The organism is Kribbella sp. NPDC002412, assembly GCF_053592935.1.
This window is the reverse complement of record NZ_JBSFBL010000005.1, coordinates 61,316-76,793: the sequence shown is the minus strand read 5'-3', so window position 1 is coordinate 76,793 and position 15,478 is coordinate 61,316. Positions and strand designations below refer to the sequence as shown.

Here is a 15,478-nt window from a genome sequence, read left to right as displayed (position 1 = left end):
GTCCCACGAACGACCACCACCCGGCGGTTCCCGTTCTGCTGCTAGGAGACGGCCGGCTTCCCGAACTCCCAGTGCCACGGCTCTTCCCGCGAGCCGCCCTGGTCGGCCCAGGACGGGTGCACCCAGCCGAACTGGGAGGCGTGGCTCTTCATCCACCGGTACTGCGCGGTGCCGAAGCGATCCACGCCGCCGCACAGGTCGACGGCCACGCCCCACCCGTGGTTGGACGTGCCGGGCAGGGCAGCCAAGGACGGCTTACGGGCGTAGAGGCTGACCTGGGAGGAGTACGAGCGGTAGGAGTCGGTGATGCACAGCGTCTTGCCGAACTGGGCACGGTAGGCCCGGGCCAGTTGCAGGTACGCCGCTGCGGCGTCGCAGCGCAGCATGTGGCCGGAGCCCAGTGCACACAGCTTGCTCGCCGGGATCATGCCGTTGCTGTAGCCGCCCCAGCCGACCGTCGCGCTACCAGTCGCCAGGAACGGCATCGGGTTCACCGGGTCGCCACCGAGGCGGACCTCGAAGTGCAGATGTGGGCCGGTCGAGTTCCCCTCCGAGCCCACAGCGCCGATCCGCTGCCCCGCAGTCACCTGCGAGCCGTCGGCCACGTCGACCGAGCTCAGGTGGGCGTACAGCGTCTCCAGCCCGTTCCCGTGGTCGATCCGCACCAGGTTGCCGGCCCAGGCCGGGTGCTCGACCCGGACGGTCCCGGACGTCACCGCGCGCACCGGCGTCCCGACCGCGGCCGGGAAGTCCTGGCCGGTGTGGTAGCCGGTCGTCCACAGCGCCCCGGCCTGACCGAACGACGTACCGATCTCGTAGGTGCCCTCGGCCAGCGGCCACGTCCAGGCGCCGGAGCCGACGTTGTACGACGTCGCCGTGTTGCCGCACCGGAACGCGTAGGCCTCCGAGGTCGCGACCGGCGCGACCTGCGGCTTGACCGGCGGGCCGAGGGTCGGGCGCAGGGCGGCGTACAGGTTGTCCGGGACCCGGGTGACGACGACCGCGCCCTTGGCCTCGTCGGCGGCGATCATCTCGCCGTTGTCGAGGGCGACGCCGATGTGGACCAGGCCGAGCGACTTGCTGCCCATGACGAGCAGGTCGCCGGGCTGGACCTGGGACGCGGCCACCGCCTGGTAGTTCGGGTAGACCTTGCCGACTAGGTTCGGCAGCGTGGTGTACGGCTGCCAGGCGACCCGGGCCGCTCCGAGGCAGCCGTATTTGTCCGGGCCGGTCGCGGCGACGCCGTACGGCTTCCCGAGCAGGCTGAAGGCCTGGTTGACCGCCCGGATCGTCTCGGCCGACAACACCTTGATCGTCCGTGTGCCCTGGACCACAGCGGCCGCGCCGGCGACCGGAGCGCCGGCGGCTGTCAACGGCTGCAGGCCGGCCGGCAGCTTGGCCGGGTTCTTCAGTACGGCGGCCGCCGGCGGCTTGATCTTGGACGTCGTCAGCTCGGCCAGGTACGCCTGCCAGCGGGCCAGCGCCTGCTGGTTCCGGGCGAGCTGCAACTGCTTCGACAACTCGGAGGCGCCGTCCAGATCGGCGTACTGGCTCTCGGCCATCAGGGCGGAGTCGGCCGCCTTCTGCTGCACCTCCTGCGCGAGCTGCTTGGCCTTGGCGGCGGCCTCGTTGGCGGCGGCCCGCTTGCTCGTCGCCTCGGCCTTCGCCTTGCCCGCCTCGTTCTCGGCGGTCATCGCGGTCTGGTACTGCGTGACCTGCGTGCTGCCGAGCTGCTGGATCGCGGTCTGCCGGTCGGCGATCTCCTGCAGGTTCTCCGCGACCGGGGCGAGCGACCAGAGCATCGACTCGGCGCCGAGCACGGTCGGGATGCCGGTCTGGTAGGCCTGCGCGGTCAGCAGCCCGAGCCGGCGGCGCTCCTCGTCCGCCTTGCCCTTCGACGCGGTCGCCGACGTCTCCGCCTTCTTCGCCGCGGCCTCGGCGGTCTGCGCGGCCTTCAGCGCGTTGGTGTAGGCGATCGTCGCCTTCGCGAAGTCGGCCTGGACGGCGGCAGCCTCGGCCTGGAGCTGCTCCAGCGACTTGTTCACGTCCGTGACCGACGCCGGCGGTGGTGGCGTGGGGCTGTTGTCGGCGTACGCGGGCACCGCGAACACCGCGAGCAGTGTGCCGAGCGCCGCAAACCGCAGCCCCCGACGGCTCCCCACAACCATCAGGCCCCCATCCTCGTATGCCTCACGCGCGCAGAGGGTAGCGGCCACCGCGCCTGCCCAGCCTAGGCGGCGATCGGCCCACGCGAAAGCCCAGTCACGGACTGTGACCGCCATCCACTGGTCGGGACGGCTGGCGCGACCTACTAAAGTTCACTTCATGGCCTCGCACTTTGACGTTGTTGTCCTCGGCGCAGGCCCGGGTGGGTACGTCGCGGCGATCCGCGCCGCCCAGCTCGGGCTCAAGACCGCCATCATCGAGAAGAAGTACTGGGGCGGTGTCTGCCTGAACGTGGGCTGCATCCCGTCCAAGGCGCTGCTGCGCAACGCCGAGCTCGCCCACATCTTCCGCGCGGACGCGAAGACGTTCGGCATCAGCGGCGAGGTCAGCTTCGACTTCCCGACCGCGGTGCAGCGCAGCCGGAAGGTCGCCGACGGCCGGGTCAAGGGCGTCCACTTCCTGATGAAGAAGAACAACATCACCGAGTTCGACGGCTGGGGCAGCTTCGTCGACGCGAACACCCTCGACGTCAGCCTCAACGACGGCAAGTCCGAGACCGTCACCTTCGACAACTGCATCATCGCCACCGGCGCGACCACCAAGCTGCTGCCGGGCACCCAGCTGAGCGAGCGGGTGGTGACGTACGAGGAGCAGATCCTCACCGAGGAGCTGCCGGGCAGCATCATCATCGCCGGCGCCGGCGCGATCGGTGTCGAGTTCGCCTACGTGCTGGCCAACTACGGCGTGAAGGTCACCATCGTCGAGTTCCTGGACCGGATGGTGCCGCTGGAGGACGCCGAGGTGTCCAAGGAGCTGGCCAGGGCCTACAAGAAGCTCGGCGTCGACGTGCTCACCTCCACCCGGGTCGACGCGATCGACGACTCCGGCGACACGGTGAAGGTCACCGTCACCGGCAAGGACGGCAACCAGCAGACGCTGGAGGCCGACAAGGTGCTGCAGGCGATCGGCTTCCAGCCCCGCGTCGACGGCTACGGCCTGGACAAGATCGGCGTCAAGCTGACCGAGCGCGGCGCGATCGAGGCCGACGGCTTTCTGCGCACCAACGTGCCGAACATCTTCGCCATCGGCGACGTGAACGCGAAGCTGATGCTCGCGCACGCGGCCGAGGCCCAGGGCGTGATCGCGGCCGAGACCATCGCCGGCGTCGAGACGATGGAGCTCGACCACGTGATGATCCCGCGCGCCACCTTCTGCCAGCCCCAGGTGGCCAGCTTCGGCTACACCGAGGAGCAGGCCCGGGAGCAGGGGTACGACGTCAAGGTCGCCAAGTTCCCGTTCACCGCGAACGGCAAGGCGCACGGCCTCGGCGACCCGACCGGTTTCGTCAAGGTGATCAGCGACGCCAAGTACGGCGAGCTGCTCGGCGCGCACCTGATCGGCCCCGAGGTCACCGAGCTGCTGCCCGAGCTGACCCTGGCCCAGAAGTGGGACCTGACCACCAAGGAACTCGCCCGCAACGTGCACGCCCACCCGACCCTGAGCGAGGCGCTGCAGGAGGCCTTCCACGGTCTCGAAGGGCACATGATCAACTTCTGACCCACCAGCCCCAGCCGACGGCAGATCCCGCCCGGGGTCTGCCGTCGTTTCGTTACCGCGTCAGACGTGGGATTGACTGACCCCTCACGTACGCTTGGGCACGTGGCCGAGAAGAGGGGTCCCGACCGCACTGATCACAACATCACGCTGGACGCTCAGGACGACCGGTGGGAGTGGCGGCGGCGGATACGGGCGGATCCGAAGAAGCACCTGATCTACCGGATCGGTGTGGGCGTGGTGGGCGGGGTGCTGATCATTGCCGCGCCATTGACGGGGTGGCTGCCAGGGCCTGGCGGCATCCCGCTGTTCATCGCGGGCCTGGCGATCCTGGCCAGCGAGTTCGAGTGGGCGCAACGCCTGCTCTACAAGGTGAAGGACTGGGTCAAGGAGCTCACCGCCTGGACCGGCAAGCAGCCGGCCTGGCTGAAGACGCTCGGCACCCTCGCGCTGTTCTGCTGCGTGCTGGTCGTGATCTGGCTCTACCTGGCCGTGCTCGGTGTCCCTGGGTGGTTCCCCGACTCCTGGGAGTCGTTCCTCCACAAGTTGCCGCTGCTCTCTCCCGAGTAGTTGCGCAGTTCAACCAGGTTGCTGACCTTCTCCCCCAGCTTGAGCATCTGGTTCAGCAGGAACGGCTGGGACAGCAGCCGATTGCGGGCGGCGATGCCGAACCGGGTGCCTGGGGCAAGGAACTTGCCGGTCCGGTTGCCGCCGCTCTGCGTCTTCGACACGGGCTTGCGCAACTGCGCCTCGTAACGCCGGAACGCCGCCCGGTAGTCACCGCCCGACGTGGCCAGCTCCCCCGCCAGCACGTACGCCGCGACCACCGCCGTACTCGTCCCCATGCCGCCGACGGTGGCGCCGTACCCGGCGTCGCCGAGCAGCACGACCCGCCCGGTCGACCAGCGGTCCACGTCGACCCGGCTGATCGAGTCGAAGTACAGGTCCGTTGCCGCGGGCAACCCCTCGAGCAGCTCCGGGACGTACCAGCCCAGGTCGGCGAAGGCGGTCGCGAGAATCTCCTTCTGCTGCGCCTCGTCGCGGCGGTCGTAGGTCAGCGCCGGTGACTTGAACAGCGCCATCGTCCCCGCCATGGCAGGATCCCGCCGGTCCGCCGCGACGCTCACCAGCCGGCCCGGCACGTTGTACATCAACGCGTCGCCGGAGATTCCGAGCGTGTTCGGCAGGTCCCAGCACGCGATGTAGTAGCCGAGGTGCCGCACGAAGTCCCGCTCCGGCCCGAACGCCAGCCGCCGCACGACCGAGTGCAGCCCGTCGGCCCCGATCACCAGGTCGTACGTCTCCTCGATCCCGCTCTCGAACACCACGTCGACCCCGCCGGCCCGCTCGGTCAGCTGGGCGATCGAGTCCCCGAACCGGTACGTCGCCTGGTCGCGCGAGTGCTCGTACAACACGCGGGACAAATCCGACCGCAACACCTCGAGCTCTCCCCCGGCGAACTCACCGGGCAGCCGCATCAGCTGCCGGCCCGCCACATCGACGAACCGCATCGGACTGCCACCGGTCTGCCGCGCCCGCAGCTCGTCGAGCACCCCCATCCGGGACAGCACCTCCCGGTTCACCGGCCCGCGGAAGTCGACCGCGTAGCCGCCCTCCCGCAGTCCCGGCGCGATCTCGACCACCGTCACGTCGTAGCCGTACCGCCCGAGCCAGTGCGCCACCGACGGTCCAGCCACGCTCGCACCCGACACCAGAACCTTCATCGATCTCCTCCGTCATCGTAATTGTGTCCGCTGGACACAGTAATGTGTATGGTAGACACAGTTCAAGCGATCGGGAAAGGACGGCGATGACGGAACTGCTCTGGGGCGACCGGCCGCAGCGCAGCCGCGGACCCAAGCCGGCGATCACGCTGGCCGGCATCGCCGAGGCCGGGATCCGGATCGCCGACAGCGAGGGCCTGGAGGCGGTCTCCATGCAGCGGGTGGCCGACGACCTGCCGGTCACCAAGATGGCGCTCTACCGCCACGTCCCCGGCAAGACCGAACTGGTCGCCGTGATGAGCGATCTGGCTTTCGGCCCACCCCCGGACCACGACGCAATGCCGTGGCGGGACGCGCTGAAGACCTGGGCGCTCGACCTGTACGCCGCCTTCGGCAAACACCCGTGGCTACTGCAGTCCACCGTCGGGCGCCGCCTGCTCGGCCCGAACGAGCTGGCCTGGATGGATCGAGGCGTCGAGAAGCTGGCCGGTTCCGGACTCGGCGGCGGCGAGCAGCTGGACTCGATCCTGGTGCTCAGCAGCCACGTCCGGAACCTCGCCCAGCAGACCCTGACGACGGGTCTGACCGAGGAGTACATCAACCAGGCGCTGGCCGGCATCCTCACGACCGAGGCTGCCCGGTTCCCGCACCTGGCCGCGGCGATGCAGACCGCCGCCGGCGGCGAGAACCAGGGCCTGGAGTTCGGCCTCGACCGCATCCTCGACGGTCTGGAGATGCTGATCAGCGCCCGGATCAGCGCACCGAAGGACTGAGCTTCCGGGTATTGAAACGTTGCCGATAAGCGGACGCGCTCAGCCCGTAGTGCGACTTGAACCGCCGGGCGAAGTAGTTCTGGTCCGGCCAGCCGACCGACTCCCCGATCCGGCTGATCGGCAGGTCGGTGTGCAGCAACCGGTCGGCCGCGAGCTCGACCCGATGCCGGGACAGGTACGCCATCGGCGGCAGTCCGGTCGCCGACTTGAACAGCCGAACCAGGTAGCCCGGCGCCAGGTGCAGTGCTTGCGCAAGGTCGGTCAGCGTCCACTGCCGCGCCGGATCCGCCTCCATCATCCGCATCGCATCCAGTACGGCGGGATGCGTCTGCTCACCGAGATCGTCGTGCTCGGCGACCGTCCGGGCCAGGCAACTCAGGTAGAGCGAGAGCCAGCCGACGAGGTCGCCGCGATGCCGGCTGAGTGATTGCCGGCGAAGCTTGCGCAGCTCCTCGAGATGCTCGAGACCCTCCTTGAAGGTGGCCGAATCCAGGCGCGTGGTCAGCATGCCGCGGCGTTGCGCAGAGAACGGTCCAGTCCACAACAGGTAGCCCAGCAAGGGATCCTCGCGCGTCCAGGCCAGCTCGCGCTGCACCAGGTCGGCCGAGAAGCAGCAGTTGTAGACCTGCAGCGCACGGCACTCGTCGTACTGGTGCCAGACGCCCGGGCGGAGCAGGATCACGTCGCCGACCTCGAGTTGCTGGCGGCCGGCCAGGCTGTGGTGGACGCCCTGGCCACCGGTCACCAACGCGATCTCGAAGAAGCTGTGCGTGTGCAGCGGATGGACGTTCTGGTGCAGGTGTGGACCCGCATGCACCACCGTCCCTTCGACGAAGTGCAGCAGCGTCCCGGAATGTGTCACCGGCTCGTCGGCCATGCCTCACGATAGGGGCCGAGGTGCATTTTGTGCTACCACGAGTGCACATCGGGCTAGTCCCTGGCGATTACCGCCTTCAGGATCGGGGGACAGGCGAAACGTCCTCGCCATCAATCCGAAACAGACCGGGGCCGTTCGCCACAGCAGTCACTGAATCGTTTCACTCGTCGGTTTGGAGTCACATGTCGAACCTCGCCGCACCCACCGCTCTCCGCTTCGAACATCGCACCGACGCCGGGCCCGTGCTGGGCATCGGCACCGCGACGCCCCGGCTGTCGTGGCAGATCCCGACCGCTGACGCCGGGTACACGCAGACGGCGTACGAGGTCGAGATCTCCACGGGAACGGCTCAGGTGTTCACGGTCCAGTCCCCCGACCAGATCCTCGTGCCGTGGCCGGGCGAGCCGCTGAAGTCACGCGAGTCGGCCGAGGTCCGGGTGCGCGTCGGCAGCAACGAGGACTGGAGCGACTGGAGCGAGCCCGCCGTCGTCGAGGCCGGCCTGCTCAACGCCTCCGACTGGTCCGCCCAGTTCGTCGGCCCGCGGGGCCACCGCTACGGCTCCCCCGCTCCCCTGGTGGCCGGCGTGGCCCAACTGCCCGCCGACATCGTGAAGGCCCGCCTCTACTCCACTGCGCACGGCATCTACCTGCCGGAGCTCAACGGCGAACGGGTCGGCGACGACGAGCTGGCGCCCGGCTGGACGGCGTACCAGGCTCGCCTCCGCTACCAGACGTACGACGTGACCAGCCTGGTCCGCTCCGGCGAGAACCGGCTCGAGTTCCTGCTCGGCAACGGCTGGTACCGCGGTCGCCTCGGCTTCCACGGCAAGAACTCCCTGTACGGCGACCACGTCGCGGTCCTCGCCCAGCTCGAGGTCACCACCGCCGACGGCCAGGTGCACAAGTTCGCCAGCGACGACACCTGGACCTCCCGCGAGAGCGCGGTCACCGCCGACGACATCTACGACGGCCAGAGCACCGACCTGCGGCGCACCCCTGGTGAGGCGACGCCGGTCGAGGTCGTCGACGCCGACCTCAGCCTGCTGGTCGCGCCCGACGGACCGCCGGTCCGCATCACCGAGGTCGTGCCCGCGGTCGAGATCAGCACGTCGCCGTCCGGCAAGACGCTGGTCGACTTCGGCCAGAACGTCGTCGGCCGGGTCCGGCTGAAGGTCCGCGGTGGCGCCGAAGGCGACGAGGTCGTCGTACGGCACGCCGAGGTGCTGGAGAACGGCGAGCTCGGCGTCCGCCCGCTGCGAACCGCGAAGGCGACCGACACCTACGTGCTGGCCGGCCCGGACGAGGTCACGCTCGACTCGGCGCTGACCTTCCACGGCTTCCGCTACGCCGAGGTGACCGGGGTCGACAACCTGCAGGCCGGGGACCTCGAGGCCGTCGTGGTCGGCAGCGACCTGCGCCGGACCGGCTGGTTCGAGTCGTCGCACGAGCTGCTCAACCGGTTCCACGAGAACGTCGTGTGGGGTATGCGCGGCAACTTCGTCGACGTGCCGACCGACTGCCCGCAGCGCGACGAGCGGCTCGGCTGGACCGGTGACATCCAGGTCTTCTCCCCCACCGCGAGCTTCCTGTTCGACACCGCCGGGTTCCTCACCAACTGGCTGGCCGACCTGGCGGCCGAGCAGCAGAAGGACGGCTCGGTGCCGTTCGTCGTACCGGACATCCTCAAGCACACCGGGCCGGCCACGGCCGCATGGGGTGACGCGGCAACGATCGTGCCGTGGGTGATCTACGAGCGCACCGGCGACGCCGCGCTGCTCGCGCGGCAGCTGCCGAGCATGCGTGCGTGGGTGGACCGGATGACCGAGCTGGCCGGCGAGAACCTGCTGTGGTCCGGCGGGTTCCAGTTCGGCGACTGGCTCGACCCGACCGCGCCGCCGGACAACCCGTTCCGCGCGAAGGCCGACCCGGACGTGCTCGCCACCGCGCACCTCGCGCGGTCGGCCGAGGTGGTCGCCCAGGCCGCCGAGGTCGTCGGCGACGCCGAGCTGGCCCGCGAGTACGCCGACCTGGCCGACCGGGTCCGCAAGGCGTTCGCGGCCGAGTACACCACCGAGGGTGGCCGCGTATTGAGTGACGCGGCAACGAACTACGCGCTGGCGCTGCAGTGGGCGCTGCTGCCGACCGAGAACCAGCGCAAGCGCGCCGCCGAGCGGCTCGCCGACCTGGTCCGTACGGCGGGCTTCCGGATCAGCACCGGATTCGTCGGCACACCGCTGATGGCGGACGCGCTGGCCGATTCCGGACATCCGGCCCTCGCGTACCGGCTCCTGCTAGAGACAGGCTGCCCCTCGTGGCTGTACGCAGTGACCATGGGCGCGACGACGGTCTGGGAACGCTGGGACAGCATGCTGCCCGACGGCAGCATCAACCCCGGCCAGATGACGTCGTTCAACCACTACGCGCTCGGCGCGGTCGCCGACTGGATGCACCGCCGCGTCGCCGGCCTTGCGGCAGGCGATCCCGGCTATCGCACGATCGTCGTACGTCCGCTCTACACCTCGCACCTCACTCATGCCTCGGCCAAGCACCTCACGCCGTACGGCGAGGCCGCGGTGTCGTGGACGCGGTCCGACGGCCAGGTGCGGCTGAGCGTCACCGTGCCGGTCGGTTCGCGGGCGCAGGTCGACGTACCGGGTGAGAGCGCGCCGGTCGAGGTCGGCCACGGCACCCACGAGTGGACCGGTGACGACCCGGCTGCCGAGACGCCGGCGTTGGCTGCGGATCCCAGCATCCGGGAGCTGATGGACCACGAGCCCAGCTGGGCCACGATCGTTGCCGCGGCCAAGGAAACCGAGGTCGCCACCGACGACGCCGAGCTCGCGGCCCGGCTGGAGCGCTACCTCGACCAGCCGGCCCACCAGCTCGTCGAGGCGATCAGCCCCCGCGGTTTCACCCCCAGCGCCGAAGCCCTGCAGGCCAAGCTCGACGCCGTACTGGACAACAACTGACCGACTCACCCCCGACCCCCGCCCCGACGCCAACGCCCTGAAGAAACACCTTGGAGGTCATGATGACGTTCCGCCCAGGTACGAGAGGACTGGCCGTGCTCGCGGTCTGCTCGCTCGCCTTGACCGCGTGCAGCGCGGGCAGTCTCGGTTCGAGTGATGACTCGGGCGGCGGCTCGGTCGAGATCACCTACTTGATCGGCAACGAGGAGCAGGACCTGAAGGAGGCCCAGCAGCTCAGCAAGGACTTCACCGCCAAGAACCCCGGCATCACCGTCAAGGTGGAGACCCGGCCCACCGGCGGTGAGGGCGACAACATCATCAAGACCCGGTTGTCCACCGGCGACATGACCGACGTGTTCGCCTACAACACCGGGTCCCTGTTCCAGGCGATCGCGCCGGAGAAGAACCTCACCCCGATCAGCGACCAGCCCTACGTCGGCGATCTGGACGAGAACTTCACCAAGACCGTCACGGCCGGGGACAAGGTCTACGGAGTGCCCTCCGGCGGGTTCATGGGCGGCGCGGTGCTGTACAACATTCCGCTCTACACCAAGCTCGGGCTCGAGGTGCCGAAGACGTGGGCCGAGTTCATGGCCAACAACGCCAAGATCAAGGCGGCCGGGGGCGGGGTCGCGCCGGTGATCCAGACCTACGGCACGACCTGGACGTCGCAGCTGTTCGTCCTCGGCGACTTCCACAACGTCGCGGCGGCCGAGCCGGACTTCGCCGACAAGTACACCAAGAACCAGGCGAAGTACGCGACGTCACCGGCCGCGCTGAAGGGCTTCGAGCACACCCAGCAGGTGCACGACCTGGGCTACGAGAACAAGGACTTCGGCTCGGCGAAGATGCCGGACGGCCTCAAGATGCTTGCCACCGGCAAGGGTGCGCACTACCCGATCCTGTCCGGGGTGGTCAACGACATGGTCGCCACCAACCCGAACGCCGCCAAGGATGTCGGTCTGTTCGCGCTGCCTGGTGACGACGCGAGCAAGAACGGCCTCACCGTGTGGACACCGGGCGGCATCTACATCCCGACCACCACGACCGGAGACAAGCTCGAGGCAGCCAAGAAGTTCCTCGCGTTCGTCGCCAGCCCCGACGGCTGCAAGTCCCTGGCCACCGCCGGCGTCCCGACCGGCCCGTACGCCGTGAAGGGGTGTGAGCTGCCGTCCGACGTACCGCAGGCCATCAAGGACATGCAGCCGTACCTCGACAAGGAAGGTGGGTCCAGCCTGGCGCTGGAGTTCGTCTCGCCGGTCAAGGGTCCGGCGCTGGAGCAGATCACCGTCGAGGTCGGATCCGGGATCCGCAAGGCCAAGGACGGCGCGGCGCGGTACGACGAGGATGTGAAGAAGCAGGCCCAGCAACTCGGACTGGCGGGCTGGTGAGGCCCGGTGACTGCATCGATGCCACGCCTCCGGCGCAGCGGGTCATGGGGCTCTGACTCCCGGCCTTCCCTCGTCGCTCCGGTCGCTGCGCTCCCTGCGCTCCTCAGTCCAGGCCGGGAGGCCCCATGACCATCACCTCGGCCCGTCCGAAGTCACGCGCTGACACGAGCCCGGCCGCCTCGGCGGCCGGGGGGAAGGTCTACTCGCCGTACTCGTTTTGGTTCTACGCGCCCACCGCGCTGATCTACAGCGTGCTGTTCCTGATCCCGACCTTCGCCTCGTTCTACTACAGCCTGACCCGCTGGAGCCTGTTCGAGTCGAAGTTCATCGGGCTGGACAACTTCGTCCTGTTCTTCCAGGAGCCGGCCCTGGTCAAGGGCTTCACCAACACGCTGATCTTCGCGGTGGTGACGTCCGGGTCGAAGGTGGTGCTCGGGCTGCTGCTCGCCGTACTGCTGACGTCGCGGATCGTCGGCCGCGGGTACCTCCGCTCGGTCGTCTTCTTCCCGGTGCTGGTCAGCACCATCGGCGTCGGCCTGCTGTTCCAGGTGCTGATGAACCCCGAGCGCGGCCTGATCAACGGCGCGCTCGGCGTGATCGGCATCGACGGGCCCGGCTGGCTGACCGACCCGAGCTGGGCGCTGATGTCGATCGCACTCGTCGACGTGTGGAAGGGCGTCGGGCTGGCGACCCTGATCTACATCGCCGGCATCGTGTCGATCCCGCGGGAGTACATGGAGGCTGCGCGCGTCGACGGGGCCGGGTCGTGGGAGACGTTCCGGCGGATCGTCCTGCCGCTGTGCAAGCCGGCCACCGTCACCGTGATCATCCTGTCGCTGATCGGCGGCCTGCGGTCGTTCGAGCTGATCTGGGCGATGACGCGGGGTGGACCCGGGTTCACCTCGGACGTGATCTCGTCGGTGATCTACAAGCAGTACCAGGCCGGGTTCTACGGCCTGTCGACCGCCGGCAACGTGATCCTGTTCCTGGTGGTCACCGCGATCGTGCTGCCGCTGTCGTGGTTCCTGAACCGGAAGGAGGTGGACCTGTGAGCACCGCCGAGCTCGTCAACCACCGGCCGGGCCGCAGCTACCTGCTCAGCGCGGTCGCGATCGTGTCCTCGATCGTGGTGTTCGTCATCCCGTTCGCCTTCATCGTGCTGACCGCGATGAAGGACCGGCAGCAGGCCGCCGACCTCGACTTCGCCTGGCCCCACCAGTTCCAGTTCGTGCAGAACTTCCTGGAGGTGGTCAAGGCCCGCGACTACATGCTGGTGATCGCCTTCATCAACAGCACGATCCTGACCGTGGCCAGTGTGGCCGGCATGGTGGTGCTGGCGGCGATGGCCGGGTTCGTGCTGCAACGCCGCAAGAGCCGCTGGAACGGGTTCATCAACTTCCTGGTGCTGTCCGGGCTGATCATCCCGCCGGCCGTCGTACCCACGATCTGGGTGCTGCAGAAGCTCGGGCTGTTCCGGACCATGCCGGGGCTGATCCTGATCGAGATCGCGTTCGGGCTGTCGTTCTGCATCCTGCTGTTCCGGGCGTTCGTCGCGACCATTCCCCGCGAGCTCGACGAGGCCGCGATCATCGACGGGGCCGGGCCGCTGCGGTTGTTCTTCCGGGTGATCTTCCCGCTGCTCAGATCGGTCATCGTCACCGTCGTGGTGGTGCAGTCGGTCAACGTGTTCAACGACTTCGTGAACCCGCTGTACTTCCTGCCCGGCGACAAGAACGCGACCGTCCAGCTGACCCTCTACAACTTCTCCGGCCAGTTCAGCACCCAGTACAACCTGTTGTTCATGGACATCCTGCTGATCACCATCCCGCCCCTGGTCATGTACATGTTCTTCAACCGCCAGATCGTCGCCGGCATGACGTCGGGCGCGGTCAAGGGCTGACCGCAGGACAAGCCAAGGCAGTTGTGGTTTCACATGCTCAGAAGCGGGTGGTTGTCGGGGCCTGGGGCGGGAAGCCGGGGGCGTGGACAGGACATTTACTGTCCACGCCCACCAGAGGGTGTTCAAGGCCCCGGGATCTGGCCGGGTTGGCGGTGCGCGGCGAGCGGTCGTTCAGGGAGGCTCAGAGGATCGGAGGGAGCCGGCCGGCCAGGTGTTCGTAGTCGCGCAGGGCGTTGTAGGCGTGGGCGGAGAGGCGGATGAAGCCGCGGTTGTCGAAGCCGGTGAGGGTGATCTCGGCCTTCAGTTCCTTCGACACCCGCGCCTTCAGCGCCTCTCCGGCCGTCAGGTCGACCGATGCGGGCAGCTCCACCAGCCGCATCGTGGCCGCCGGGTGCGCGACCTCGGCGACCCCGGTCGCCAGAGCCTTCGCGATCACGCGGGCGCCTTCCTCGACCAGGTCGCCCAGCTGCGAGCGCCGTACCAGCCAGTCGAGCTCGTCCAGGACGCGCAGCGACTCGGGGGCCGCGATCCAGGGCACGTAGTCGTACGTCCCCTGCATGTCGAAGCGCTCCGGGAGGCGCTCGTCGTACTCGGACCACGAGACGATCAGCGGCAGGGCCGCCGTACGCCACTTCTCGGCCACCACCAGGCCGGCGGTAGCTCGCGGCGCGGCCGGCCACTTGTGGAAGTTGCCGGTCCAGAAGTCGGCGCCGTCCTCGGCCGGGGCGTCGATCAGGGCGGGCGCGTGCGCGCCGTCCACCACGATCGGGACGCCGCGCTCCCGGCAGGCCGCGACCAGGTCGCCGATCGGGAACACCATCGCGGTCGCGGAGCTGATCTGGTCCACGACCAGTACGGCGGCATCGTCGAGGGCAGCCGCGATCAGCGCCACGACGGTCTCGTCGTCGGCCTCCAGCGGTACGTCGACCACGGCCACCTCGGCCTGGTTGGCCCGGGCGAACCGCTCGGCGGCGTACCGCACGGCGCCGTACGTGTGGTTCGTCAGGACGATCCGGCTGCCGGCCGGGATCGGCAGCGTCGCGAGGGCGACCGTCACCCCGGCGCTGGCGTTCGGGACCAGGGCGAAGCCTTCGGGATCGGTCTGCAGGTACGACGCCAGCTCGAGGCGGCTCGCGGTCAGCCGGTCGGCGACCGAGCGGAACCACAGCATCGGGTTGGCCTCGGCTTCGGCGCGCAGTGCGGCCATCAACTCCTGGGTCCGGCGCGGCACACCGCCGTACGAACCATGGTTGAGGTGCAGGACGTCGGGGTCGAGGGTCCACAGGTCGGGGCGGGGGCTGAGTACCGTCACCACCCAAACGGTACATACTTTCCGACGTGTACCCCTACCTCGACCACGGCGGGCCGATCGCGATGGCCCACCGTGGCGGCGCGCTGCACCCGGACAACCTCGGCTACGAGAACTCGCTGCGCGCCTTCGAGCACGCGGTGAAACTCGGCTATCGCTACCTGGAGACCGACCTGCACGCGACCAGCGACGGGGTCGTGATCGCGTTCCACGACAGCCGCCTGGACCGGGTCACCGACCGCACCGGGGTGGTCGCGGAGCTGCCCTGGTCCGAGGTGAGCAAGGCCAAGATCAACGGGCACGAGCCGATCCCCCGGCTGGACGAGCTGCTGGAGGCGTTCCCGCAGACGAAGTTCAACCTCGACATCAAGGCCGAGAACGGGCTCACGCCGGCGGCCGGCGTGCTGCGGGCCGCCAACGCCATCGACCGGGTCTGCGTCTCGTCGTTCTCCCAGTCCCGGGTCCGGCGGATCCGCCGCGAGCTCGGCCCCCGGTTGTGCACCGGGTACGGCGACTGGGAGACCGCGCTGATCCGGTTCCTGCCGTTCGCGCTCAAGTCAGGTGGTGCCTGCCTGCAGATCCCTGACCGGTACGGCCCACTGCGGGTGCTGACCCCGGGCCTGATCCGGCGGGCGCATGCCGCGGGCAAGCAAGTCCACGTCTGGACAATCGACGACCCGGCCCTGATGCGGCGGATGCTGGACGCGGGAGTGGACGGGCTGATCACCGACCGGACCGACATCCTGCGGGACGTCCTGATCGAGCGGGGCCAGTGGCAGTAATCGGGCACTGAAGTGTTATCCGCAGGTACGCCG

Annotated in this window: 12 protein-coding genes; 8 read left to right on the top strand and 4 right to left on the bottom strand. The window is 69.0% G+C overall.

From position 1 onward, the window contains the following. Positions 1-41 precede the first annotated feature (41 nt). Positions 42-2,168 carry a peptidoglycan DD-metalloendopeptidase family protein gene (locus ACWCOV_RS05710; protein WP_449828048.1) on the bottom strand — a complete coding sequence of 709 codons (2,127 nt, stop codon included), beginning with the start codon at positions 2,166-2,168 and terminating at the stop codon, positions 42-44. Positions 2,169-2,325: 157 nt separating this feature from the next. Here ACWCOV_RS05710 and lpdA point away from each other — a divergent pair, with 157 nt between their 5' ends. Together lpdA and ACWCOV_RS05700 are read left to right on the top strand one after the other, a co-directional pair. Then, positions 2,326-3,723 carry a dihydrolipoyl dehydrogenase gene (gene lpdA / locus ACWCOV_RS05705; RefSeq protein ID WP_449828047.1) on the top strand — a complete coding sequence of 466 codons (1,398 nt, stop codon included), beginning with the start codon at positions 2,326-2,328 and terminating at the stop codon, positions 3,721-3,723. Positions 3,724-3,825: 102 nt separating this feature from the next. Further along, positions 3,826-4,290, top strand: coding sequence for a PGPGW domain-containing protein (locus ACWCOV_RS05700; RefSeq protein WP_449828046.1), 465 nt, complete (start codon positions 3,826-3,828; stop codon positions 4,288-4,290). Here the strand turns inward: ACWCOV_RS05700 and ACWCOV_RS05695 are convergent. Next, positions 4,203-5,444, bottom strand: coding sequence for an FAD-dependent monooxygenase (locus tag ACWCOV_RS05695; protein ID WP_449828045.1), 1,242 nt, complete (start codon positions 5,442-5,444; stop codon positions 4,203-4,205). The genes ACWCOV_RS05700 and ACWCOV_RS05695 overlap by 88 nt on opposite strands. A gap of 86 nt (positions 5,445-5,530) precedes the next feature. Between ACWCOV_RS05695 and ACWCOV_RS05690 the strand changes: the two genes are divergently transcribed. Beyond that, positions 5,531-6,217 carry a TetR/AcrR family transcriptional regulator gene (locus ACWCOV_RS05690; RefSeq protein ID WP_449828044.1) on the top strand — a complete coding sequence of 229 codons (687 nt, stop codon included), beginning with the start codon at positions 5,531-5,533 and terminating at the stop codon, positions 6,215-6,217. Here ACWCOV_RS05690 and ACWCOV_RS05685 read toward each other — a convergent pair. Beyond that, positions 6,198-7,094 carry a helix-turn-helix domain-containing protein gene (locus ACWCOV_RS05685; RefSeq protein WP_449828043.1) on the bottom strand — a complete coding sequence of 299 codons (897 nt, stop codon included), beginning with the start codon at positions 7,092-7,094 and terminating at the stop codon, positions 6,198-6,200. The two genes, ACWCOV_RS05690 and ACWCOV_RS05685, sit on opposite strands and share 20 nt — an antisense overlap. A 182-nt stretch (positions 7,095-7,276) precedes the next feature. On the opposite strand from ACWCOV_RS05685, the gene ACWCOV_RS05680 reads away from it, so the two are divergent. The 4 genes from ACWCOV_RS05680 (at position 7,277) to ACWCOV_RS05665 (ending at position 13,354) form a co-directional block, all read left to right on the top strand. Next, complete coding sequence (locus tag ACWCOV_RS05680) at positions 7,277-10,063, top strand: family 78 glycoside hydrolase catalytic domain (RefSeq protein WP_449828042.1); 2,787 nt, start codon at positions 7,277-7,279, stop codon at positions 10,061-10,063. 62 nt (positions 10,064-10,125) lie between these two features. Next, a complete protein-coding gene (locus tag ACWCOV_RS05675) occupies positions 10,126-11,454 on the top strand; it encodes an ABC transporter substrate-binding protein (protein WP_449828041.1) in 1,329 nt (442 codons plus the stop codon). A gap of 125 nt (positions 11,455-11,579) precedes the next feature. Next, complete coding sequence (locus tag ACWCOV_RS05670; protein WP_449828040.1) at positions 11,580-12,506, top strand: carbohydrate ABC transporter permease; 927 nt, start codon at positions 11,580-11,582, stop codon at positions 12,504-12,506. Further along, entirely contained in the window at positions 12,503-13,354 is an 852-nt protein-coding gene (locus tag ACWCOV_RS05665) for a carbohydrate ABC transporter permease (RefSeq protein WP_449828039.1), read from the top strand. The genes ACWCOV_RS05670 and ACWCOV_RS05665 overlap by 4 nt, the downstream gene beginning before the upstream one ends. Before the next feature lie 181 nt (positions 13,355-13,535). Here the strand turns inward: ACWCOV_RS05665 and ACWCOV_RS05660 are convergent, their stop codons facing one another. Further along, complete coding sequence (locus ACWCOV_RS05660) at positions 13,536-14,666, bottom strand: aminotransferase class V-fold PLP-dependent enzyme (protein WP_449828038.1); 1,131 nt, start codon at positions 14,664-14,666, stop codon at positions 13,536-13,538. 26 nt (positions 14,667-14,692) lie between these two features. Between ACWCOV_RS05660 and ACWCOV_RS05655 the strand changes: the two genes are divergently transcribed. Continuing rightward, a complete protein-coding gene (locus tag ACWCOV_RS05655; RefSeq protein ID WP_449828037.1) occupies positions 14,693-15,445 on the top strand; it encodes a glycerophosphodiester phosphodiesterase in 753 nt (250 codons plus the stop codon). Positions 15,446-15,478 lie beyond the last annotated feature (33 nt).

Bases quoted from the DNA above. Each gene is read 5' to 3' on its own strand.
- ACWCOV_RS05695 (WP_449828045.1), bottom strand. From the start codon at position 5,444: ATGAAGGTTCTGGTGTCGGGTGCGAGCGTGGCTGGACCGTCGGTGGCG.
- ACWCOV_RS05710 (WP_449828048.1), bottom strand. From the start codon at position 2,168: ATGGTTGTGGGGAGCCGTCGGGGGCTGCGGTTTGCGGCGCTCGGCACA.
- ACWCOV_RS05680 (WP_449828042.1), top strand. From the start codon at position 7,277: ATGTCGAACCTCGCCGCACCCACCGCTCTCCGCTTCGAACATCGCACC.
- ACWCOV_RS05675 (WP_449828041.1), top strand. From the start codon at position 10,126: ATGACGTTCCGCCCAGGTACGAGAGGACTGGCCGTGCTCGCGGTCTGC.
- lpdA (WP_449828047.1), top strand. From the start codon at position 2,326: ATGGCCTCGCACTTTGACGTTGTTGTCCTCGGCGCAGGCCCGGGTGGG.
- ACWCOV_RS05690 (WP_449828044.1), top strand. From the start codon at position 5,531: ATGACGGAACTGCTCTGGGGCGACCGGCCGCAGCGCAGCCGCGGACCC.
- ACWCOV_RS05685 (WP_449828043.1), bottom strand. From the start codon at position 7,094: ATGGCCGACGAGCCGGTGACACATTCCGGGACGCTGCTGCACTTCGTC.
- ACWCOV_RS05670 (WP_449828040.1), top strand. From the start codon at position 11,580: ATGACCATCACCTCGGCCCGTCCGAAGTCACGCGCTGACACGAGCCCG.